18 protein-coding genes are annotated in these 23,147 nt (G+C 44.3%); 9 read left to right on the forward strand and 9 right to left on the reverse strand.

Going from position 1 to position 23,147, the window contains the following annotated elements; translation table 11 throughout:
• Positions 1-251 precede the first annotated feature (251 nt).
• Positions 252-3,125 (reverse strand): HD domain-containing phosphohydrolase, encoded by a 2,874-nt coding sequence (locus AAGA51_RS16805; protein ID WP_042480974.1) that lies wholly within the window; start codon positions 3,123-3,125, stop codon positions 252-254.
• 275 nt (positions 3,126-3,400) lie between these two features.
• Between AAGA51_RS16805 and AAGA51_RS16810 the strand changes: the two genes are divergently transcribed.
• The 3 genes from AAGA51_RS16810 (at position 3,401) to AAGA51_RS16820 (ending at position 6,289) form a co-directional block, all read left to right on the forward strand.
• The gene (locus tag AAGA51_RS16810; protein WP_042480971.1) at positions 3,401-4,150 is read left to right on the forward strand and encodes a phosphatase; all 750 of its coding nucleotides are present in this window, start codon (positions 3,401-3,403) and stop codon (positions 4,148-4,150) included.
• A gap of 56 nt (positions 4,151-4,206) precedes the next feature.
• On the forward strand, positions 4,207-4,593 hold the full coding sequence (locus AAGA51_RS16815; protein WP_042480968.1) for a cytochrome b562: 387 nt from the start codon (positions 4,207-4,209) through the stop codon (positions 4,591-4,593).
• A 265-nt stretch (positions 4,594-4,858) separates the two neighbouring features.
• Complete coding sequence (locus tag AAGA51_RS16820; protein ID WP_042480965.1) at positions 4,859-6,289, forward strand: PepSY-associated TM helix domain-containing protein; 1,431 nt, start codon at positions 4,859-4,861, stop codon at positions 6,287-6,289.
• 101 nt (positions 6,290-6,390) lie between these two features.
• On the opposite strand, the gene AAGA51_RS16825 is transcribed toward AAGA51_RS16820, so the two are convergent.
• From AAGA51_RS16825 to proV, 5 genes are all read right to left on the reverse strand, one after another.
• Positions 6,391-7,740 carry a magnesium transporter gene (locus tag AAGA51_RS16825; RefSeq protein ID WP_042480962.1) on the reverse strand — a complete coding sequence of 450 codons (1,350 nt, stop codon included), beginning with the start codon at positions 7,738-7,740 and terminating at the stop codon, positions 6,391-6,393.
• 268 nt (positions 7,741-8,008) lie between these two features.
• The gene (locus AAGA51_RS16830) at positions 8,009-8,491 is read right to left on the reverse strand and encodes a MarR family winged helix-turn-helix transcriptional regulator (protein WP_042480960.1); all 483 of its coding nucleotides are present in this window, start codon (positions 8,489-8,491) and stop codon (positions 8,009-8,011) included.
• Between the two features lie 98 nt (positions 8,492-8,589).
• A complete protein-coding gene (proX, locus tag AAGA51_RS16835; RefSeq protein ID WP_042480957.1) occupies positions 8,590-9,597 on the reverse strand; it encodes a glycine betaine/L-proline ABC transporter substrate-binding protein ProX in 1,008 nt (335 codons plus the stop codon).
• Complete coding sequence (gene proW, locus AAGA51_RS16840; protein ID WP_042480954.1) at positions 9,594-10,712, reverse strand: glycine betaine/L-proline ABC transporter permease ProW; 1,119 nt, start codon at positions 10,710-10,712, stop codon at positions 9,594-9,596. The genes proX and proW overlap by 4 nt, the downstream gene beginning before the upstream one ends.
• Positions 10,713-10,714: 2 nt before the next feature.
• Positions 10,715-11,902, reverse strand: a complete 1,188-nt coding sequence (gene proV, locus AAGA51_RS16845; protein ID WP_042480952.1) for a glycine betaine/L-proline ABC transporter ATP-binding protein ProV — start codon at positions 11,900-11,902, stop codon at positions 10,715-10,717.
• 491 nt (positions 11,903-12,393) lie between these two features.
• Here proV and speA point away from each other — a divergent pair, with 491 nt between their 5' ends.
• Together speA and speB are read left to right on the forward strand one after the other, a co-directional pair.
• Entirely contained in the window at positions 12,394-14,304 is a 1,911-nt protein-coding gene (speA, locus tag AAGA51_RS16850; protein WP_042480944.1) for an arginine decarboxylase, read from the forward strand.
• Positions 14,305-15,231: an agmatinase gene (gene speB / locus AAGA51_RS16855; protein WP_042480940.1), complete on the forward strand. Its 927-nt coding sequence runs from the start codon at positions 14,305-14,307 to the stop codon at positions 15,229-15,231.
• Positions 15,232-15,317: 86 nt separating this feature from the next.
• Here the strand turns inward: speB and AAGA51_RS16860 are convergent, their stop codons facing one another.
• Complete coding sequence (locus AAGA51_RS16860) at positions 15,318-15,788, reverse strand: Lrp/AsnC family transcriptional regulator (protein ID WP_042480938.1); 471 nt, start codon at positions 15,786-15,788, stop codon at positions 15,318-15,320.
• 223 nt (positions 15,789-16,011) lie between these two features.
• Here AAGA51_RS16860 and AAGA51_RS16865 point away from each other — a divergent pair, with 223 nt between their 5' ends.
• From AAGA51_RS16865 to AAGA51_RS16880, 4 genes are all read left to right on the forward strand, one after another.
• Positions 16,012-17,244 (forward strand): trans-sulfuration enzyme family protein, encoded by a 1,233-nt coding sequence (locus AAGA51_RS16865; RefSeq protein ID WP_042480935.1) that lies wholly within the window; start codon positions 16,012-16,014, stop codon positions 17,242-17,244.
• A 181-nt stretch (positions 17,245-17,425) separates the two neighbouring features.
• Positions 17,426-18,232, forward strand: a complete 807-nt coding sequence (locus AAGA51_RS16870; RefSeq protein ID WP_042480932.1) for a transporter substrate-binding domain-containing protein — start codon at positions 17,426-17,428, stop codon at positions 18,230-18,232.
• Positions 18,233-18,309: 77 nt separating this feature from the next.
• A complete protein-coding gene (locus AAGA51_RS16875) occupies positions 18,310-19,254 on the forward strand; it encodes an amino acid ABC transporter permease (RefSeq protein WP_042480929.1) in 945 nt (314 codons plus the stop codon).
• Positions 19,247-19,999 (forward strand): amino acid ABC transporter ATP-binding protein, encoded by a 753-nt coding sequence (locus tag AAGA51_RS16880; RefSeq protein WP_269350155.1) that lies wholly within the window; start codon positions 19,247-19,249, stop codon positions 19,997-19,999. The genes AAGA51_RS16875 and AAGA51_RS16880 overlap by 8 nt, the downstream gene beginning before the upstream one ends.
• A 75-nt stretch (positions 20,000-20,074) precedes the next feature.
• Here the strand turns inward: AAGA51_RS16880 and AAGA51_RS16885 are convergent, their stop codons facing one another.
• Together AAGA51_RS16885 and AAGA51_RS16890 are read right to left on the reverse strand one after the other, a co-directional pair.
• Positions 20,075-21,733, reverse strand: a complete 1,659-nt coding sequence (locus AAGA51_RS16885) for a putative transporter (protein WP_042480927.1) — start codon at positions 21,731-21,733, stop codon at positions 20,075-20,077.
• Positions 21,734-22,127: 394 nt separating this feature from the next.
• Positions 22,128-23,081, reverse strand: a complete 954-nt coding sequence (locus AAGA51_RS16890) for a ketopantoate reductase family protein (protein WP_042480925.1) — start codon at positions 23,079-23,081, stop codon at positions 22,128-22,130.
• Positions 23,082-23,147: the final 66 nt, after the last annotated feature.

A 23,147-nucleotide genomic window follows, 5' to 3' on the forward strand; every position in this document is an offset into this window, starting at 1 on the left:
TTGTCTATTTCTGTAATTAGAAAAACCGAAACGCCCTTTGTACTCAATGTCATTATTTTACATTGGACATCGGGACATGGCTGATTTGGGGTCAAAATGTGACTTCAAACCAACGCGAGGTCGGTATTGTCTACGACAATTTGACGTACATCAACTATTGATCGCGCAATCGATTAACTTTTGTTCGATTTGTAACCATAAATTCATTTTTGTCGGTAATAGAGCCAGAATATGTGACTCTATTAACCGGTTTAGAATTGCTGTTTCATATACGCTTTCACAGTTTTGATGTGTTCTTCTTTGTCGATGTCACTGTGCTGGAATTTTGCCAAGAACATGTCGGCGTATTTCTGGTATACATCCTGTTCTAGGAAGAGCAGATAAAGTTTCGGGTCGATATGTCCTGAGGTCGCCATTCTGGTCATGATCGAGATTGACTCATCAATGGTTTTGGCCTGTTTGTAAGGCCTGTCATTGGAGGTTAAGGCTTCAAACACGTCCGCGATAGCCATGACTCTTGCCTGAACAGAAAGTTCTTCCTCGTGTAAGCCTCTTGGATACCCTTTACCATCCATACGTTCATGGTGACCACCTGCAATGTCAGGAACATTTTTGAGATGTTCAGGGTAGGGTAAACGCTGCAACATGGTAATGGTTTGTACTATGTGGTCATTAATCATAAAGCGTTCTTCGTTATTTAATGTGCCACCGCGAATCGAGAGGTTGTATAACTCACCACGGTTGTATTGGTATTCTCCCGGTTGAAGAACAAAAGGTTCCTGCCATGTGTTTTTCGGGTTGTTGTTGGCTTCCCATTTTACTTGGTGAACTTGTTTGTCTGCGATGAGGTTTTCCATCACGGGTAATGGTTGTTTTTCTCCTGCTCGTTGTGCCTCAATCCAAGAGATACCCAGCTGATCATCAAGGGTTCGTTTCCACTGTCTCTGCGCTATGGTTTCTAATCGGGCGACGTCATCATCAGACATGTATTCACCGCCGATGTTGCATTTAGCAACGAAAGCAAAGTCGTCATCCAGTGAGTGATGAGTCTGCGCTAAGGTCGCTTTCAGTTGGCTTTCATCGCCACCCAGAGCAATACCTTGCCAGTAATCCGCTTCGGCCTGTGTTTTCAATAATTCAAAACGCATACGAACTTCGTGTATTCGGTCATAAATGGTTTCGAGTTTTGTTGCTTTGTCCACTACGTATTCAGGCGTTGTCACTTTACCGCAGTCGTGTAGCCAAGCTGCTAGATTGAGTTCTTCCCACTGCTGTTTAGTCATTGAGAAATTGCGGTAATAGTGAGTATCTTTGTCTGCTATTTCTGCCAGCATCTTGGTCAGCGCAGGGACACGTTGGCAGTGACCACCTGTGTACGGAGATTTGGTATCGATGGCGGATGCTATTAGAGTAACGAATGCATTCAACATGTCTTTTTGTTGTTGAATCTTGTCGATGTTGTCTTTAGCAATTTCGGCAAAGCTTAAAAGTTCGCGCAAGAAGGCGTGCTTGTCATATTGCTCTGAGGTAATCGCACGCTCGTACCCCAAATTCAATACGCCGACTAACTGTTTTTGACGGTTGAGCAGCGGGAAGAAATAGATATCTGAGTTGTACAGATAATCCTGATGCTTTTTCAAAATATTGTCGTTTCGAGTTAAGTGAACCGTTTCACCTTTATTAAGCTCAGCCATTAGCCACGGTGTGCCAGTGATCAGTGAATTGAGATCGATCTTAAATGGAATAATCGCGTGGTCTGCGACGTTGGTGAATATCGCTTCCTCAGGAGAATAGGTGTAAAGCTGAATCGTCTCGGCGCGAGTGACAAGATAGCTCTGATGGGTGATGGTTTTTGCTAACACGCTAAATTCCTGATTCGACGCAGTATCGCGAAGAAGCCGCAGTAAATCGTGTAACGTGTGTTCCATCAATTCTATCGACTTGGTGAGGTTTGCTACCTCCTTAATAATACTTTTCGGGTAACGAGTCTTCTTAAACTCGAAACGAGTAATATTGTCAGTCAGCTCCATTAAATTCACAAGAGGTTTGGCAAGGCGAGCAGAGATAATCCAGACCGCTGTAAAACATATCACCATCAAGCCAAAAGCCGCTTGCAGTTGTTTGTTTCGCATTGAAAGCAAGCTGGCAATCAAATCATCCTGTGGAGTAGCATCGGCTAGAAGCAAATGAATACTTGGACTTAAAGCGACAGGCGTCAGAGTAACAGACCACGATTTACCATCACGTTCTACGGTTTCATATAACGTTGAGCTACTGATTCGATTAGCAACAGGAGTGAAAATGCTGCTGTTTAATTTCTGCTGAGTCGTTTGTTCATCATCAGTCAGGCTTAGTGACGTATTGTGTTGGGCTAATACTCGGAACTGATGATCAAAAAGCGCTAACTTAGCGTTTTGTGAGAAGCCGATATGCGAAAGCTCTTGTGATAGCGAATCCAGCGTAAAATCAGCACCGACTACCTTGTTGCCATCCGCAGAGCGACGTGACAGTGTGACACCTGGCGTTTGAAACAGATAGAACACATAAGGTTCTGTTAAGCGAATAACATCGTCTTCTTCCGCAGAGGTGTACCAAGGGCGTGTTCGTGGATCGAACTGGTTGCCTTGGTGATCAACATGACCCACTTGCGCTAGGTTTTGGTCGAAGAAAATAAACTTGTTGGTACCATCCATCTTGGTGTAGTTAATAAATAGGCGGGCGGTGTCTGGTGCGTTGACGCGCTCTCTGGATTGGTTGTCAAACAAGGGGCGAACTATGGTGAAATCGCCATCTTCATTACCAAAATATAGGGCGACTAAACTGGGTTGGCGTTCGAACAATAAGCGCATCGAGGAAAGCCAACGTGCTTGTTCGGAAGGTGGTTTGTTTTCATCGATAAAACTGCTGTAAGCCATGAAATCCAATGTGGAAAAGATAGGCGCGATGCTTCTTTGAAAGATGGACTCCAGTTTGCGGCTGTTTTCCTGACTCAACTCTTGAGCGCTGCCACTAAGTAACGGCTTTGCATGTTGAGAGCTGATGCTAATCAGTACCGCTCCTACAATAGCCGTTAATATGAAAAAAAGAGAACTAATGTGAATACTGAGTGAGTAGCGGCGCTTCATGCAGAATCCCTTCAACAATTGGTTGTATAAGTATTGTCGAACTTAGAAAAGTTGCAAAAAAATATCCGCAAAAATTGGTGTTGAAAATTTCACAAAATCATTAACTTATTAGTCTTTTTGTCGGTAATCTCTAGCCATAAGTACAAGGTAAGTGACCATCAATCTGGCTTGGAATCAGGTGTGGGCTGATATTCATCTAGTTTTACTTATGCTGTACGGTTGTAGTTCATAGTGGGACTGATACACTGCGTATATCGTGATGTAAGGAAAGAAAAATGAAACTCGAAGTAGATACCCATACCCACACTTACGCTAGCGGTCACGCATACAGTACCCTGATTGAAAATGCCAAACTGGCGAAGCAGAACAATCTCGCCATGTTTTGTATGACTGACCACGCTGAAACTATGCCCGGTGCGCCTCATTATTGGTTCTTTGCCAACCAACGTGTTGTTCCGCGTTTTCTAGAAGGGGTGGCAATTATTCGCGGTATTGAATCCAACATTATGAACGTTGAAGGCGAAGTGGATATTCATCCTACGTTAGATGAAAAGTTGGATTGGATAATTGCCAGTTTTCATGAAGCGGTTTTTAGACCTTCTAGCAAAGAAGATCATACTCAAGCACTGCTCAATGTTATCAAAGGTGGACGTGTTGACGCTTTAGGTCACTTGGGTAATCCAAACTACGATTTTGATTTTGAAACCGTGATTGCTTGTGCGGTTGAGCACAACGTGGCAATTGAAATCAATAACAGCACTCTAAAAGGTCACAGCCGAGTAGGCAGCGTCGATCGCTGTTATCGAATCGCGGAAGTTGCAAAACGACTAGGCGCTTGGATAACAACCGGTAGTGATGCTCATTTTTGCCAAGATGTCGGCGTACTGACGAAAGCGGAACAACTTCTTAACAATGTTGGTGTTGATTCCAAGCAAGTAATTACTCATAGTGCACAGCAGTTCCTAAACTTTTTGGCACTTCGAGGAAGAGAGCCAATAGAAGAGTTTGCGGACTGGTATAAATAACAATAACGATTCTGGCTTACTGTAAAAAAGTAAGGCGAACACGGAAGAGAAAGTAAATGAAAAAACTATTAACCATTGGCCTAGGGTTGTTGCTGTCAACTCAACTGTTTGCTGCTGACTTTGATCTTAAAGCGACAATGAAGCAGATGAAGCAAACATTCAAACAAGCTGCGCAGGCTCAGACTATTGAAGAGATGCAGCAACCAATCATCGACTTAAACCAACTGGTAGAACAGGCGAAGCAGGGCGATTACCCACCTGAAAAGAAAGACATCTATCTTGAAGGCTTCAACAAGCTGACGGTTGCTCTAGAGAAGATTGAAACTGATCTTCAAGCGGGTCAGTTCGAAGCAGCAAAAGAGTCATTGAAACAAATCGATGGTCTTCGTGAGGAGTACCATGACAAACGCAACCCAAGTATTTGGCAGCGTTTGTTTGGCTAATAGCCACAGATTAGTATGCTCAACAGCATCAGATGAGAATATCGAAGGTAGCCAAATGGCTACCTTTTTTGTGTCCAAGAAGCCGTGAGAAAGAAGCGTATGGCAGCTGTTTTACAAGAAGCTGTGTTGTAAATGATATGTATTATCGATGTTATTTCTGACTGTGGCTGGTATAGTACGCGCCCATAAAAGAATCATTCTAATAATCAATAAAAGTCACTCTTCAGGCACTCTATCTAGGTGCGTTACACAAAAAGGAAAGCTCATGTTGAGAAACTCAACACCTCCTCAGCCCCAAGCGACTTCTCGGGCAAAATCACTTTATTTCATGACTTGGCGCTGGCATTTTTATGCTGGTCTTTTTGTTATCCCATTTATTCTGATTTTATCTCTGACAGGCTTAGTGATGTTGTTCGATGATGAAATTGAACAAGCCCGCTATCACGATTTATTAATCGTAACCCCACAACATCATGAATTGGCGGTATCGGCACAAGTTACGGCGGTGCAGCAGCGTTACCCAGATTATGTTGTTACTCAGTTTATTCCCTCGCAGGCTGATGATCTGGCGAATAAGGTTTCGGTACGCACGCCGGATGGGATCAATCTTTTCGCAATGGTAGACCCATATTCTGGACAAGTTCTTGGCACTATTGATAGAAGCGAAAGCTGGTATTCGTTGGCCAATGAAATTCATGCCACCTTATTGATGGGTGACTTAGGGGACTATTTAATTGAAGTCGCAGCCAGCTTGGGCTTGCTTCTGCTAGTGACAGGCTTGTACTTGTGGTGGCCACGTGACAACGCTTCTAAAGCCGGATTTCTCAAGCTGAGAATGACTCAAGGCACGAGATTATTTATGCGAGACTTACACGCCAACCTTGGCGGAGTGCTCTCTATTGTGCTGCTGTTCTTCCTCATATCGGGACTTTCATGGACAGGTATCTGGGGTAAAACCTTAGTTCAGGCGTGGAACGCCTTCCCGACTTACTACACGTGGGGTGAAAAACCACAGTCGACATTGACTCACGCCAGTCTTAATCATGGCGCTGAAGAAGAGATGCCATGGAACCTAGAGCAAGCACCAATGCCAGAGTCTACGGCTGCACATGATCACTCTGCAATGAACATGGAGATGCCTGAAATGGCTCACGGTTCTATCAACGTGGATAAGATTGTCGCTAAAGCAGAACAGCTCGGTTTTACTCAATACCGTGTTTATTTTCCCAATGGAGAGAAAGGGGTGTACACGGTTGCTGCTAATACTATGGCCGGCGATATCACAGACCCGCGAAACGATCGCACTTCTCACTTTGATCAATACACTGGCAATTTGCTGGTGGATGTCACTTGGGCTGATTACACTCTTTACGCCAAAGCGATGGCCGCTGGCGTGTCATTGCACCAAGGCGATTTAAGTCGCTTAAACAAAGGTTTAAACGTGTTCTTTTGTCTGGCGTTTATCGCTATTGCCCTGACAGGTATTGTGATGTGGTGGATTCGCAGGCCGTCAGGTAGTGCAGCTTTAGGTGTGCCGCCTCGGTTTGCTACTTCAGGGATTTGGAAGACAGGTTTGGTAACGTTGATTTTACTGGCCGTCCTTTTCCCTTTGGGTGGCATCACTATCGTCATCACATTGATATTGGACTGGCTGTTGTTCAGCAGGGTAGAAAAGCTGCGTTTAGCTTTGCGTTAAAGTGAACTAGCTTTGCATTTAGGTTAAATAACTCAGCGGGAAATGGATTAACAAAAAAGGTCAGAGTGTTCTGACCTTTTTGCATTTGTGCAGTGATGAAATTACAGCATCACAAGGCTTGCGGTGCCTAAGAAAGCAAAGAAGCCAACCACGTCAGTGACTGTGGTTAATATCACTGAGCCTGCCAGTGCAGGATCTAATTCAAACTTGTCGAGGATAATTGGAATAATTACACCGAAAAAAGCCGCCGTGACTATGTTCACCACAATCGCTAACGCAATCGTGCCGCCAATCAGAGGTGACTGGAACCATAACGCTGCAATTGCACCGATTATTAGCGCCCAGAGTAAGCCGTTGATTGAGCCGATTCCTACTTCATTTTTGAGTAAGGCGAGACGGTTACCAACGGTGATCTGATTGAGCGCCATAGCGCGAACCATAAGTGTCAGTGTCTGGCTTCCAGCTATACCACCCATAGATGCGACAATCGGCATCAGTACGGCCAGTGCAACCACTTCAGAGATAACATCTTCAAACAAGCCAATGGTAATCGACGCAAAAATGGCTGTGATTAAGTTTATGCCTAACCAAACGCCGCGTCGCTTTGAGCTTCGAACAATAGGGGCGAAAAGGTCATCGCCTTCATCCATACCGGTACCCGCCATCAATCGGGCTTCGTAAATTTCGCGTTGAGTGCCCAGTGCAAACTGCCAATCGATAATACCCACTAAAGTACCGTCATCATTGACCACTGGAACAAGTGACTGTGTTGCGTGCTCCAGAGCTTCTACACCTTCGGCAAGCGTTAAATGCGCATTGATCACTGAGGTATCTTCCAGCACGAGAGTCTTTATTCTTTCTGCGCTGTCAGCAAGTAGAATGTCGGTATAGGTGACGATACCAATGAACTTCTTCTTTTTGTTGATCAGAAAAATATACTGTGGCGACTCATAGTGGTACTTATCCAACAGCATTTTTGCACGGGCAACGGTAATGCTAAATGGCAGGGTGTAGACTTTTCTGTCCGCCCAGTGACCAATCTCATCATCACCAAATTCGTTTGCTTGGTCATAGAGTTCAAGTTCGTCGCGGCTGATTAAACGCAGAGCTTCGGTAACAATATCGTCAGGAAGTGAGTCTTCCCATTCGATAAGAGATAAGTTATCCAGCTTTGCTAGTGTGAGTTTTAGCTCTGTGTCAGAAAGGCTTTTAATAACGGAAACACGTACATCCGCACGCATTTCTGTTAATACATCAATGTGCATTTCCAGTGGCAGACTACGCCACATTCGAACACGCTGATCAACGGGGAATGCTTCGAGAATAAGTGCGATGGAGCCTGAATCCAGAACGTTTTCGACCAGTTCATTTAGAAGGCTAATTTGCTGCTGGTCATCATCTGCTTTCGCCAGCATTTCAATGTGTTGTGCTAAGTCTTGATATTCGCTCAACGTGTAACTCCGATTAGCCAAGGTTGTAAATATATTATTGATGCCGAGGTAAAGTTGGCAACGTATTGTTAGGGTGGGCTTTTGTATTTATAGATATGTATGAATATAGCGCCATGCTCCTAGCGTGGTTAACTTACCATAATTCTTTTTAAATGCATGGCTATTTTCGAGGGGCGTTCGGTATATATTTTTCTGTAAGTGCTTAAAAAATGGGCTTAAAGGTGAATATGTTACAAAAAGCTAGCAAGCAGTTCCTATTTCCGCAGTGTTAAGAAAAATGGATACCCTCAGGATCAATGGCAAGTATCAAATCTTCGGGTGAAATATCCGGAGTGTTCATCATGCGAGAAACCCGTTGGAGAGACGATAGAATCTGCGTTTGCTCCCATTGATCTAATGCTTGAAATTGCTCAATGAAATTATCTTGTAGTAACTGTGGCGCTTGTTCTAAAACTTGTTCACCTTCGGCTGTGATAACCGCATGTACTTTACGTTTGTCTTTTGTGTCGCGCTCTCTCTTAATAAAGCCTCGTTTTTCCAGTCGATCAAGGATACTGGTTGCTGTTGCTTGGCTCATGTTGCTGTTGTTAGAGAGCTGACGGAGCGTCATTTTTGGCGATGATTGAATAGTCCGCATCAACAGTAATTGAGGACTGGTTAAGCCAAAATTCTTGTTCAATTGCTTTGAATGCAGATCTATTGCGCGAACAATTTGCCTTATCGATATCAACACTTCATCGTGGGTACTCAAGTAAACCTCCTAAGCCGTGTTTTAGAAAAGGGGGTTACTGAATGACAGCAACCCCACAGACGAATAGAATCAGTTAACTCTATTTTTATAGCGCTTCATCACATCGCGGCTTTTTTAGCTGTCTCAATCCATGAATCGAACGTTTTTTGGTTCGCTTTGATCCAACCATTCGCGTGTGCTTCGATGTCTTTCGCTGAGTTATGACCTTGACTCATCATCATGTTTTCAGCACTGACGTCGTTGATGTTCAGCTTCATGATTTCAAACAATTTCGCTGCTGCTGGGTTCTCTTCAGCAAATTTCTTGTTTGCAACGATCTTCATTGAGTTCATTTCGAAGCCATAGTTTTTACCATTTGGTAAGGCGGTATCAACGTTTGCACGATTACCAGGAAGTGAAGAGTAAGGTACTTCTAGCCATACTACATCTTTACCTGGAACCAATACGCCACTTACCCAGTATGGAGTCCATGTGTAATACAAAATGGAATCGCCTTTTTTATAGCGCGAGATGGTATCAGCAATGATTGCGGCGTAGTTACCTTGGTTATGCGTGATGGTGTCTCTTAGACCAAAAGCATCAAGCTGGTGTTCAATAACACTTTCACAGCCCCAGCCTGGGTTACAGCCTGTTAGGTCTGCTTTTCCATCATCATTGGCATCAAACAGCTTGGCAATTTTTGGATCTTTCAGTTGTTCAATATTGGTGATGTTGTATTTTTCAGCGGTTTTCTTATCAATCAGATAACCTTGAGCAGCACCTGAGATATATTCACCTTTACGATAGAACTTGTCGTAACCGCCGGAAGCTTTAAATTTGTCATCATGTAGCGGTGCCCAGTTAACGGCTAGGTAAGTCGCATCACCTTCCGCAATAGAGGTGTAACCAACGTTGTAGTCCACTTCTTTGGTCGGCTTAACTTCGTATCCGAGCGCTTCCATGGCTTTGTTAACGATTAAGGTTTGGAACGTTTCTTCCGCTACTGTCGACTGTACTGGTTGGACTGAAATACCTTCACCAGGTAATGACGCCGCGTATGCGGATGCGCTCATAATTGAACTCATAGCAATACTGCTGGTTAACAAAGTCTTCCATGTTAATTTCATTTCTGTTCTCCTAGTTTTTTGTTTCCTTCGGTATGTGTGAGTTTCTGCTTAATGCGGTATACAAAAGACGCTGGGCCTTTTTGATACCAACGAGTTTTTGTATCGTGGCTCTCGTTACCCACTTTTTGCGTGATTCGATCGAGCAGAATGGCGAGTATCACAATGCCTAAGCCACCTACCGCAGCAAGTCCCATATCTAAGCGACCGATACCGCGTAGTACCATTTGTCCCAGCCCGCCTACAGCGATCATCGAGGCAATCACCACCATAGAAAGCGACAACATCAGTGTCTGGTTGATACCCGCCATAATGGTTGGCATTGCTAATGGTAATTGGATGCGATAAAGCATCTGCTTGGGGCTTGCACCAAAAGCGTGTCCTGCTTCAATTAATTCTTCAGGCACTTGTTGGATACCCAATATGGTTAAACGAACAATAGGGGGCAGGGCGAAGATAATTGTCACGACGACGCCCGGTACGTTACCGATACCAAATAGCATCACAATCGGTACTAGATAGACGAATGCGGGTGTGGTTTGCATCGCGTCTAAAATTGGCCGTACGACTTTGGCGGCTGTATTACTTCTGGCAAGCCAAATACCCATTGGCAACCCAATCAGCAGACAGAAAAAGACGGACGTCATTACCAAGGCCAGCGTGACCATAGCTTCATCCCACGCACCAATAAAGCCGATGACGAGCAGTGATAAAAATGAGCTAATACCTAAGCGAGGACCTGCAAACTGCCATGCCAATAAAAATAGAATGAGCAGCATGATCGGCGCTGGAGTAGTAACCAGCGCACCTTCGAATGAACTCAAAATAAAATCTATGGGTACTCTGACTGCTTGAAATAACGGGCGTCCATGTGTAACAAGCCAATTAAGTGCAGTTTCAACCCAGTGATCAAATGGGATAATGGCGTCTTTAAATGGATGCATCCAGTCAAATGACTCAGGTTGCACCTGCGCGGAATTAAGCCAATCACTGCCTGAAGTGGATGCATTTGTAGCCGTTGACCAAGGATCATTGTTCGCTGCATCGGTTGCTGACTGCGTAGCGGCTCCCCACGGGTCGGCTGTTTCCGGTGCGCTAGAAACATTTTCTGTAGCCATGTTTATTCCCTGTCTAAAGTTTGAAGTAAGCGAGATTTGGTAATAACACCAAAATACTGTCCTTGGTCGTCGACGACGGGTACCGCATAGGGTACTTCTGCCACTTGACTGATGAGATCGCCAACGGAAACGTCAGGATGAATAGTGATGGTGTCAGAAAGCAGGGCACTGCTTAGCGAACGTTTTTCTTTCTTCGCTTCATTCAAACTGTGAATGGAAACAATGCCGCTGAATTTGTTGGTTCGGTCAACGACGATGCCAAAGTCACGGTCGTGATCCAAGAGCAGTTGCAGTGCGGCTGCGGGACCATCGTTGTCGTGTTTTTTAAACACAGCAGCAGGTTTTTTGCGTGCGATGTCTTTCGCACTGAATACCGATGCCACATTTACGCCACGGAAAAACGAACTGACATAATCATTGGCAGGGTTATGTAGAATCTCGTCGGGCGTCCCTACCTGAACCACCACACCGTCTTGCATGATGGCAATACGGTCGCCGATACGCATTGCTTCGTCTAAATCATGGGAGATAAAAACAATGGTTCGCTTGTCGTCGTTTTGTAGACGAATCAACTCATCCTGCATTTCAGCTCGAATCAGTGGGTCAAGTGCTGAAAAGGCTTCATCCATCAAGAGTATGTCAGGGTCATTCGTCAGTGCACGGGCAAGACCAACGCGCTGCTTCATACCACCTGATAATTCATCTGGAAAAGATTCGCAATAGGCATCTAGCCCAACACGTTCTAACGCTTTTCTTGCACTCTTATGTCTGGTTGCTTCATCAATACCTGCAAGCTCAAGCCCAAATGATGCGTTTTCCAACACAGTCATATGAGGCATTAATGCGAAGTTTTGGAAAACCATAGAGATGTTTTGACGACGAACTAATCTCAGCTCCTGCTCTGAGATATGGGCAATGTCCTTGCCTTTTATCAGAACGTTGCCCTTTGTTGGCTCTATCAAGCGGTTAAGCAATCGAACTAATGTTGATTTTCCTGAACCCGACAAACCCATTATGACGAAGATTTCGCCTTCGTTAACCGTGAGAGAGACATCTTTGACACCCACGGTGAGTCCCGTTTGTTCAAAAATCTCATCTTTACTTAACCCTTTCTCTATCAGGGGGAAAGCTTCACTCGGAGTTTCGCCAAATACTTTATAGAGGTTTTTGACCTCCAGCATGGTAGACATGTTTTTCATCCTTGTTGCTGTACGGTTTTGACGTGAAATATCAAAATAATTATTAGTACACTAATTAATATTTTATAGGATTACAAGGCGTTACTGGTGTGCTACAGGAGGGATTGGTCACTATAATATTGAAATATAACGAATATTTTTACCTATAAAAATTTTAAATTAATTTGAGTAGGAATGTTTTGTGTGGAAATTAAATTTTGAAATTTCAGCAGATGAGAACAACAAAGAATGGAAATTTTATGAACCGTTTAAACGAATTTTTTCGGATGGAGTGATAGAAATGAACGTTTTTTTGAAACAACATTTTTGCGTTTTTTTTACTACCCTTTATCAGGTGTGCCGAAACAATAAAAGTTTGTCTTAACGACAAATTATTATGATTAGACACACCCCCTGTTTTGTCCGATAAAGCGCGTGACATTTAGGGTGTCAGGTGTGGCTCTTGAAGCCACTTCATTCTCTCTTAGTGTGTGAGATTAAATGTGGAACAATCATCTAAATTAGATCGCGTACGTGCTGATTATAACGTTCATTATTGGAGCCAAGGTTTCTTCGGAATAGATAACCATGGTGAAGTCTATGTGTCACCAAGGAAAGATGGCCAATATCAAACGCAATTGAGTTCAATTGTGAGTCAGCTAGAAACACGCGGTTTGAATTTACCGGTGCTTGTTCGTTTTCCTCAAATCCTGCATCAACGTGTTCACAACATTTGTGACGCATTTAATCAGGCGATTGATGAATACGATTACCCGAACAAATACCTGCTGGTTTACCCAATCAAGGTTAACCAACAGCGTGAAGTTGTTGATGAAATCCTAGCGAGCCAAGCTCAGCTAGAAACAAAGCAACTGGGTTTAGAAGCGGGCAGTAAGCCAGAATTATTAGCAGTACTTGCAATGGCGCAACAAGCAAGTTCTGTCATCGTGTGTAACGGTTATAAAGACCGTGAGTACATGCGTCTTGCGCTGATCGGCGAGAAGCTCGGTCACAAAGTATTTATCGTACTAGAGAAGCTTTCTGAGCTTGATTTAGTGCTGAAAGAAGCAAAAAGCTTAGGCGTTAAACCTCGCTTAGGTATTCGTATTCGTCTTGCATCACAAGGTGCGGGTAAATGGCAATCAAGCGGTGGTGAAAAATCGAAGTTCGGCTTGGCTGCGGCTCAAGTGTTGTCTGTTATTGACCGCTTGAAAGCAGAAGGTCAGCTTGATGCTCTACAACTTGTGCATTTCCACTTAGGTTCGCAAATGGCGAACATTCGCGACGTGCGTAACGGTGTAAACGAGTCAGCTCGTTTCTACTGTGAACTTCGCGAACTGGGTGCAGACATTCAGTACTTTGACGTAGGTGGCGGTTTGGCTGTCGACTACGATGGCACGCGTAGCCAGTCGTCAAACTCTATGAACTATGGTCTGGTTGAATATGCTCGTAACATCGTTAGCACTGTTGGCGACGTATGTAACTTATACAATCAACCGAAGCCGACCATTATTTCGGAATCTGGTCGTTCGGTGACGGCGCATCACGCAGTGCTGATCACTAACGTAATTGGTACAGAAGGTTACACTCCTGAAGCGATTGTTGAGCCAGAAGCGGATGCACCGACCTTGTTACAAAACATGTGGCGTAGTTGGCAAACGTTGAACGATGATACCGATGCTCGTGCATTGATCGAAATTTTTAACGATACGCAAAGTGATTTGAATGAAGCACACATGTTGTTCTCAACTGGCGTAATCAACCTGCAACATCGTGCATGGGTAGAGCAGTTATCGCTACGTATTTATCATGAACTACGCATGAAAATGAGTGCGAAAAACCGTTTCCACCGTCCGATTTTGGATCAGTTACAAGAGCGTTTGGCGGACAAGTTCTTCGTCAACTTCTCATTGTTCCAATCGTTACCAGATGCATGGGGTATCGATCAGGTGTTCCCAGTTCTGCCTCTGTCTAACTTGCAGAATGTGGAAGATCGCCGCGCAGTGATGTTGGATATTACTTGTGACTCAGATGGTGCGGTTGAGCAATACGTTGAAGGTCAAGGTATTGAAACGACATTACCTGTTCCTGCTTGGTCAAAAGATACCTCTTACTTGATGGGCTTTTTCCTAGTGGGTGCATACCAAGAGATCCTGGGTGATATGCATAACCTGTTTGGTGATACACACAGCGCAGTTGTGAACATCACCGACGAAGGCGAATCAGAAATCACTTTCATCAATGAAGGTGACACGGTTGAAGATATGATGCGTTACGTGCATATCGACGTAGACGCAATTAGAGCTAACTACCGTCAGTTGGTTTCTCAGCGTGTGGCTGAAAACGAACAGCAAGACGTGTTAGCAGAATTAGAGCATGGTTTAAATGGTTATACCTACTTGGAGGATTTTTAAATGAATGATTTGTTTACTAAAACGGATTATTCATTGTATTCAAATGCAATGACGTTCCTTCGCCAGCCGTACCAGAGAGATCCGCTAGAGTCGGATGCTGATGTTGTGGTGTTAGGCGTGCCTTTGGATATGGCGACTTCAGGTCGACCAGGTGCTCGTATGGGACCAGACGCGATTCGTCGCGCCTCAGTTAACCTAGCGTGGGAAGGCAAGAAGTTCCCATGGGATTTCAACCTGTTCAAACGCATCAAGTTAGTAGATGCAGGTGATTTGGTGTTTGACTGTGGTGACGCAGAAGATTTCACTTACCGCCTAGAAGCGGCAACCAGTGAGATTCTAAAGAGTGGTAAGACAGTATTGGCATTGGGCGGTGACCACTTCATCACTCTGCCAATCCTTCGTGCTTACGCGAAACACTACGGTGAAATGGCGCTGATTCATTTTGACGCGCACACTGATACTTATGCAAACGGCAGCGCGTATGACCACGGCACTATGTTCTATCATGCGCCGAAAGAGGGTTTGATCTCTCCTCGTCATTCAGTGCAAGTTGGTATTCGCACTGAGTACAAACAGGAAGGTCACGGCTTCAACGTAATCAACGCGATGCAAGCGAACGATATGTCTGCGGACGAAATCGTTGAGCAAATTCGTGAAATCGTTGGCGACAAGCCAGTGTACCTAACGTTTGATATTGACTGTTTAGATCCAGCATTTGCACCGGGTACAGGTACACCAGTATGTGGCGGTTTAACTTCAGATAAGATTCTGAAAATTATTCGTGCACTGAAAGGTATTAACCTGATTGGTATGGACGTGGTAGAGGTTTCTCCGCCGTACGACCAAAGTGATTTAACGTCACTTTCTGGTGCGACAATTGCTCTAGAACTGCTTTACGTTTGGGCTTCAAACCCTGAGCGTGAATAAGCCGTTTACTGCAGGTTAAATCATTAAATTGAAAGCCGAGAGGAGAAATCTTCTCGGCTTTTTTATGTGCGTAACTCACGGGATAACTATTCAACAGGCAGATATAGGCTTTGCTTTGGCGTATCTAGTACTACATTAGTCATTACACGGCGAATTTGCGGGAACTGTTCCATGATGTGTTCAATAAATCCATCGTAACTTTTGGCATTTTCAGCCGTCATCACCACCATTAAATCGACATTACCAGTAACGTAAAACACCTGTTGAATCGAAGGTTGAGTCTCTGCCCAGCGTTTGAATTTATTAAGGACGGTGTAGTTGTCTCTGTCGATTTCTATTCCGGCAATAAAGGTCATTGGATGGGTGGAAAGCTCGGGTTTGATCACCGCTACTTCCGCCAGAATCGCCCCTTCATCCCTCAAACGTTTTATGCGTCTCTGCACGGCAGAAGCGGATAGACCCACCTGTTCGGCAATGATTTCACTCGCCATACGGCAGTTGCTTTGCATCAGTTCCAGTATTTTCTTATCGAAATTATCCAGAGTGGTTTCACTCATGGTTTTCCTCTTGCGGTTATTCCGCATTATTGGTGCCTAAATGCGGTAAATCTTCCATGTGGTGCCAAGAATAGCGGATTTTACTTACCAATTGGAATCCACAATTACTCCATTCGTACGGTTTAGAAAGAAAAACGGCTATCAACCTCAAATGGTTCTTAGCTCGTAACTTTGGTTAGTTTAATGATTATGGCTGGCCTAATGGCTATGACTGGATTAAAAAATGCTTAATGATGATTTTGATACAGGGTTAAACCCTGAAACCTTCGCTCCTGAAACACTTGCGGTGCATGCGGCTATTCGACCAGACCCTCATACGAACGCCATTGCTCCGAACATTGTGATGTCGGTAAATCACAGCTTTCTGCCGAATGAAGGCGCATTTTCAGCACAAGGCATGGAAGATATCTCCGACTCTCCGTTTCTCTATGCCGGTTGGACAAACCCAACGGTGCGCTTACTCGAACAGCGCTTGGCTATTTTAGAACAGGCTGAAGATGGACTCGCGACTGCCAGCGGAATGGCCGCAATCACTGCGGTATTTATGTCTTTACTCAAAGCAGGGGATCATCTGGTCATCAGCGATGTCTGCTATGCCGCTGTGTATGAGTTTGCTACCCAAGTATTGCCCCAGTATGGAATCGAAGTCACTGCAGTGGATACTTCATGCATCAAAAGTGTGCAAAATGCACTACGCCCTAGCACTAAGTTGGTGCACATAGAGACGCCATGCAACCCGTTATTAAGACTAACCAATATTCAAGAGGTCTCTTTGCTGCTTAAAAACAGTGGAATTTTGCTCAGTGCTGATTCGACCTTTTCAACCCCGGTTATTACCCGACCACTTGCACTTGGGGCAGATTTGGTGATTCATTCTTTAACCAAGTTTATTAACGGGCATGGAGATGTGCTTGGCGGATGCGTGCTGGGCTCAAAAGCCTTGATTAGCAAGCTCAGAAGCGTTGCTGGCGTCTATTTTGGTGCATCTTTAAGTGCGCAGAGCGCATGGCTAATTATGCGGGGTATGGAGACGATTTATCCACGTATGAAAACCCTTTGTGAATCGGCTCAAACCATTGCTGAGTGGTTAGAAAACCACCCCAAGGTGCTAAGGGTTTTATATCCCGGCTTGGCGTCTCATCAACAATTTTCGCTGGCTAAGCAGCAAATGACATTTTTTGGCGGCATTATTGCATTCCAAGTAGAGGATATCGAACTGATTGAGCAACGGTTTGCACATGAGTCGAGGATGTTTTATTACGCTTATTCCATAGGACATCAACGCAGTTTAGCAGTGGTGTTAAAAACCGATGATTTGGACAAGTCGACTTATCGATTTAGTCCGGAACAAAAAGCGAAGTTTTCTAGGGAAGCTGGCAAAGGCGTGGTCAGGCTCTCAGTTGGTCTTGAGTCACCAACTGATTTGATTCGGGACTTAAGTCATCTTCTTAGATGAAAGCTGAATTTTTATAGCATTTTATTGGTTTTAAATTCGGATAGTTATTGAAATGTTATTAGATTGTGTTGCATTATCTGGTGGTTTTTGATGTCAGTACGCGTTTGCGTGATATTCAATACAACATCGTATTTGTCATTGGACGAACAGAAAAATAACAAAATTTTTTATAAGGGATATTATGAAAAAATTTATTAAATCTTCAGCTGCTGGACTTGTTTTTGCCTGCTCTCTGCTTGGTGCTAATCAAGCAATGGCGGAGTCTGACCTAGAAGGTGTTCTTAGCTCAGGTGAATTAAAAGTTTGTTTCGACGCGGGCTACATGCCTTTCGAAATGAAAACCAAAGATGGCCGTTTCATTGGTTTTGATATCGATTTAGGTAAGCACATGGCTCGCTCTATGGGTGTTAAGTTCACACCTGTAAACACCGCATGGGATGGTATTATCCCTGCGCTTCAAACCAACAAGTGTGACATCATCATGGGTGGTATGACTATCACTCCTGAGCGTAACTTGAAAGTTAACTTTGCTGACCCGTACATTGTTATCGGTCAATCTATAATTTTCTCTCCAGCGCTTGAAGGTAAAATTAAAAGCTACGCTGATTTGAATGACCCTAAATACACAGTCTCAACAAAGCTTGGTACTACTGGTGTTGAAGCTGCGAAGAAACACCTTTTCAATGCAAAAGTTGACCTTTACGACACAGAAGTAGACGCCGTTCTGCAGGTTGTTAACGGCAAAGCAGACGCTTTCGTTTATGACTTCCCATACAACGCGATCTACGCTGCTCAAAACAAAGGCAAAGTTGCGCATTTAGCAGAACCGTTCACTTACGAACCTCTAGGTTGGGCGATTCGTCAAGATGACCCGAACTTCCTAAATTTCTTGAATAACTACTTACGTCAAATCAAAGGCGACGGTACTTATGATCGTATGTACGACAAGTGGTTTAAATCTGACGACTGGTTGAAAGACGTTCAATAATTAACGCCTTAAGCTGTAGTCAACTGGGCAGCGTAATGTTGCCCAGTTCATTAAAAAGAATAAAGAGAATCTGAGTGATGCAGTCAAAATCCTCAAAATGGATAGGACACGGAATTTACGTCCTAATTATGGCCATGCTTATTGGTGCGGTCTATTTCTCTGGGAAGAGTATTAACTATAACTGGCATTGGGATCGTCTCTGGCCGTACGTTGTTAACACCGAGATGCAACAACTTCGTGCAAACGGAGATGGTACAGCGGTGGTTAAAGCGGGTCAGTTAACGATTGAATTCGACGATGCTAGCCAACCACAGATCATTGATCATTACACAACACTTTTGGTTGGAAACGGTGATTTGGTTTTCCAAGGCGATGCCGTTGCACAACTGAATGAATGGAAGTTTGGCCCGATTGCTCATGGTTTATGGGTGACGGTTGAAATTTCCTTTATCTCCCTCATTTTTGCGGTTTTGCTTGGCCTTGTGTTTGGTCTGATGAGGGTGTCCAAAAATCAAGTGGCGAGAAATTTATCCCTAACCTATGTTGAACTGATACGTGGCACGCCACTTCTGGTTCAAATCTTCATCGTTTATTTCTTTATCGGAACCGTACTCGATTTCGATCGTTTTACTGCCGGTGTTGTCGCGTTATCAGTATTTACAGGTGCTTATGTTGCCGAAATCGTACGCGCAGGTATTCAGGCCATTCCAACAGGGCAGATGGAAGCCGCGCGTTCATTGGGTATGACTTATCCAAAAGCGATGCGCTACATCATTCTTCCTCAAGCTTTAAAACGCACGTTACCACCTCTGGCCGGTCAGTTTATTAACCTAATAAAAGACTCATCGCTGGTTTCTGTTATTTCAATTACGGACTTAACTAAAGCGGGTCGTGAAGTGGTCAGTGGCAGCTTTGCACCTTTTGAAGTGTGGTTTACCGTCGCAGCACTTTACTTACTAGTAACCGGGACTCTGTCTTGGGCAATTCAACGTTTAGAGAAGAGGTTATCAGCCAGTGACTAGTGAATATAACGGCGAAGATATGGTTTACGCCAGCAATGTCGACAAGTTCTATCCTAACGGTTGCCACGCTTTAAAATCGGTATCAACGACGGTAAAACGTGGTGAAGTCGTGGTTATCATTGGCCCTTCAGGTTCAGGTAAATCGACGTTTTTACGTACTCTGAACCAGTTAGAAGAGATCAGCTCAGGAACTATCATCGTTGATGGTTTCGATATGTACGCAAAAAGCACGGACATTAACGTATTGCGTCAGAACGTGGGAATGGTGTTCCAAAGTTTCAACTTATTCCCGCATATGACTGCGTTGGAAAACGTAATGATTGCACCCATGAAAGTGGCTAAGCGCCCTAAACATGAGGTGGAAGGTGCCGCGAAAGTGTTGATAAAACGTGTCGGTCTTGAAGATCGCATGAACAACTACCCAACGCACTTATCCGGTGGTCAGCAGCAACGTGTAGCGATTGCCCGCGCGTTAGCAATGAACCCAGACTTGATGTTGTTTGATGAGCCAACATCGGCCCTTGATCCTGAGATGGTAGGGGAAGTTCTGGACGTTATTAAAGGTCTGGCAAAAGAAGGGATGACCATGGTTATCGTGACTCACGAAATGGGCTTTGCCCGTGAAGTCGCAGACCGCGTGTTGTTTATGGAAGATGGTAAATTGTTGGTTGATGACAGCCCGCAAGCCGTGTTTGATAATCCAAGCCATCCTCGTTTGCAGCAGTTCTTGGCGAAAGTTCTGTAATAAAAATCTTGTAATAGTAGCGATACGATTAAACCAAAACCGAGCCTTAAAGCTCGGTTTTTTCTTATTTGCAGGTTACATGGCCCAAAGTATCAGCGCGAGTATTTGTGGCGACAGTATTCGTAGACACATCACCAGCGGATATACAGTGGCATAAGCTAGTGCTGATGCACCACTTGATTCATGTAAGGCATTGGCAAATGCGAGCGCTGGTGGATCGGTCATTGAACCTGCCAACATGCCACAGATAGTGAGATAGTTAATGTGGCCCAGCACTCTTGCCAATATGCCAACCGTAATCAACGGAATTGCTGTTATAGCGACACCATATCCCATCCAGCTAAGTCCATCGCCTTGCACCAGCGTTTCAATAAAGTTACCACCAGATTTAAGACCTACCACAGCCAAGAACAGTACGATACCAATTTCCCGTAGCGCCAAGTTGGCACTGGGTGGCATAAACCAGTACATTTTGCCGATACTGCCTATTCTGGCAAGAATGAGTGCAACGATCAGTGGGCCGCCAGCCAGTCCGAGTTTGATTGCAGCGGGGAAACCCGGTAGGTAAAAAGGAATTGAACCGAGCAACACTCCGAGACCAATACCGACAAACACAGGCAGCATTTGTACCTGTTGCAACTTTTGGTGAGCATTGCCGACCATGCCGCTAACCGCTTCAATGGCTTCCTGACGTCCGACTAAGTTCAAAATGTCACCAAACTGAAGGGTAGAGTTGCTGGTGGGGATCAACTCAACACCTGCACGGTTAAGGCGTGAGACAACAACGTCATATTTCTCTTTTAGATCTAAGTCTCTGAGCTTTTTACCCAGAACAACTTCATTGGTAACAACCAAACGTTGCACTCGCAGTTCTGTTCCTCTGGTAGAGAGCGATACATCAACCTCTTCGCCAATCACGAGACGCGCTTTTTCCAAAGCGTTCTTGTCGCCGACAAGGTGGAGCAGGTCATTGACTTCAACACGAGAATCCGGTTTTGGTACCAATAACTGTTCATTGCGTTTTAGGCGTGAGCACACAATGTTACCGTCACTAAGTGCTGGAATATCTTTCAAAAACAATCCGTTTAAGTTGGGGTTTTTAACAGAGATATTCATGGTGTGTAAACTTGATTTCTTGTGACCATTTTTGATTTCAAACTCATCGGCTTCTTGGTTCACATTGACGCGGAAGATAAGTCTAATCAACCACATAGTGAGCAATATCCCGCAGATACCAAACGGGTAGGCAATGGCATAGCCCATACCCGTCATATCAAGTAGGTTTTCCTGACCCCCGAGTTCCGTCAGGATCTGTTGACCCGCACCAAGAGAAGGGGTGTTAGTCACCGCACCAGAAAAGACACCAAGAATAACAGGAAGAGGGACATCAAACAGGTAGTAGAGAGCGACAGTAACCAGACACCCTAACAACACAATCAATGCGGCAAAGCCGTTGAGTTTTAAGCCTGAACTTCTCAGTGACGAGAAGAAGCCGGGTCCAACCTGAATACCAATCGTATAAACGAATAAGATTAATCCAAACTCTTGGATAAAGTGTAAGGTGTGGTAGTTGAGCTCAACGCCCCATGCTCCAGTAAAGTGACCAACGAAAATGCCGCCAAACAGCACTCCGCCGATCCCTAAACCAACGCCATAGAGTCGCCAGTTCCCTATCCACAGACCTAACACCGCTACCAGAGCAAGGATACTGATAGAGAGTGCGATATCACTCATAGTAAGTCTCCTGAACAATTACAAAAACGGTTGACGGGCAATCGTTGTTGAACATCAGGCAGGGGTAGGCGTAAGAACTAAAACGTGGTTATGTCTACGGCTGGAGGGTTCAGATATAGGCGTTGAATGTGCGAGGTATCTTGAGCAGTTCAACGTCACTTTATTGCCCTAACTATGCTATTAGTAATACTGCAATAGATTTAGATTGTTAACTCTAGTTATACAAAAGTGTGCTGTTTAGCAGGAAATAGATTTAGCCAATAAACATATGTTAAATAAGGGTAAAAAGCGTTTCCTAAATGCAAGTAAAGTAAACGCTGAGAGCCTGAATGTAACATAATATTTCACTGCATATTCCAATTAGATGAGTTTGGGATATGCAGAAAAAGCAGTTTTAGGCTTCGATCATTTGATCACTGGCATGCTGTAACAGATGGCAAATTAATTCTGTGGTAGTTGCTGGGTCACCAGCTTGCCGACAGTAGTCTATTACCGGGCCGCAGATCTCTTGGATCTCCATTGGGCGTCCTTTTTCTCGGTCGACCAACATGGATGTTTTGATAGCATCAAACTCACAGATAAGACTAAACATCTCTGCTACATCATCTTCAGTCATATTCACATTCGCACACCTTGCCGCTCTTGCTGTTTCTTGCATGATCTTATAAACGGCTTGTTTCAATACTGGGTCTTTTGTGACGGTTTGAGTATCTTTCATTGTTAAAGCGGTAATTGGGTTTATCGCGTTGTTTATGAGCAGTTTACGCCACAACGCATAACTTACATCTTCATAAAGCTGATTTGGAATATCTGCAGAGTCGAAAACTGAGCCAAGTTCGCAAAGGAAATCTTTCAGGTGTGGGTTTGCAGATTCTGATGGCCACGCGCCGAAATCGATTTGTGCCTTGCCTGTCGCTTCTATCTTTCCGGGTTCCAGAGCATGGGCTCCGATTCGTATTGCCAGTCCGCCAATGGTGCGTTTTAATCCAACCGTATTGGCGATAATGCCTTCATTCATCACGCCGTTTTGAATGGACAAAACAGGAGTATCGCACGCATCAAGCCATGGCTTCATTTGATCCATCATTGAGCTGGTTGTGCTGCCTTTTGATGCAAGAATTAGCAAATCAAAATCATTGCCGTTGTAATCATCACAAAGCCCTTGAATATCGGTAGCCGAAACGGGGGCCGAAAAGAAAAAATCTGGATGTGTTATCTCAAGACCTTGTTGCTGTAACGCTTTTAAATGTTCACCTCTGGCAACAAAAACAACATCGTGTCCTGCATTAACTAGCTTTGCCGCATAGTAGCAACCAATACCACCTGCACCGATCATTGCGAATTTCAAGAGAGCTCTCCTTACGTACACATTTATAAGCAAAAACAGATTAAACGCTTAAGAAAGTAATCACCA

The organism is Vibrio diazotrophicus, from assembly GCF_038452265.1.
In the GTDB taxonomy this organism is placed as follows: Bacteria; Pseudomonadota; Gammaproteobacteria; order Enterobacterales; family Vibrionaceae; genus Vibrio; species Vibrio diazotrophicus.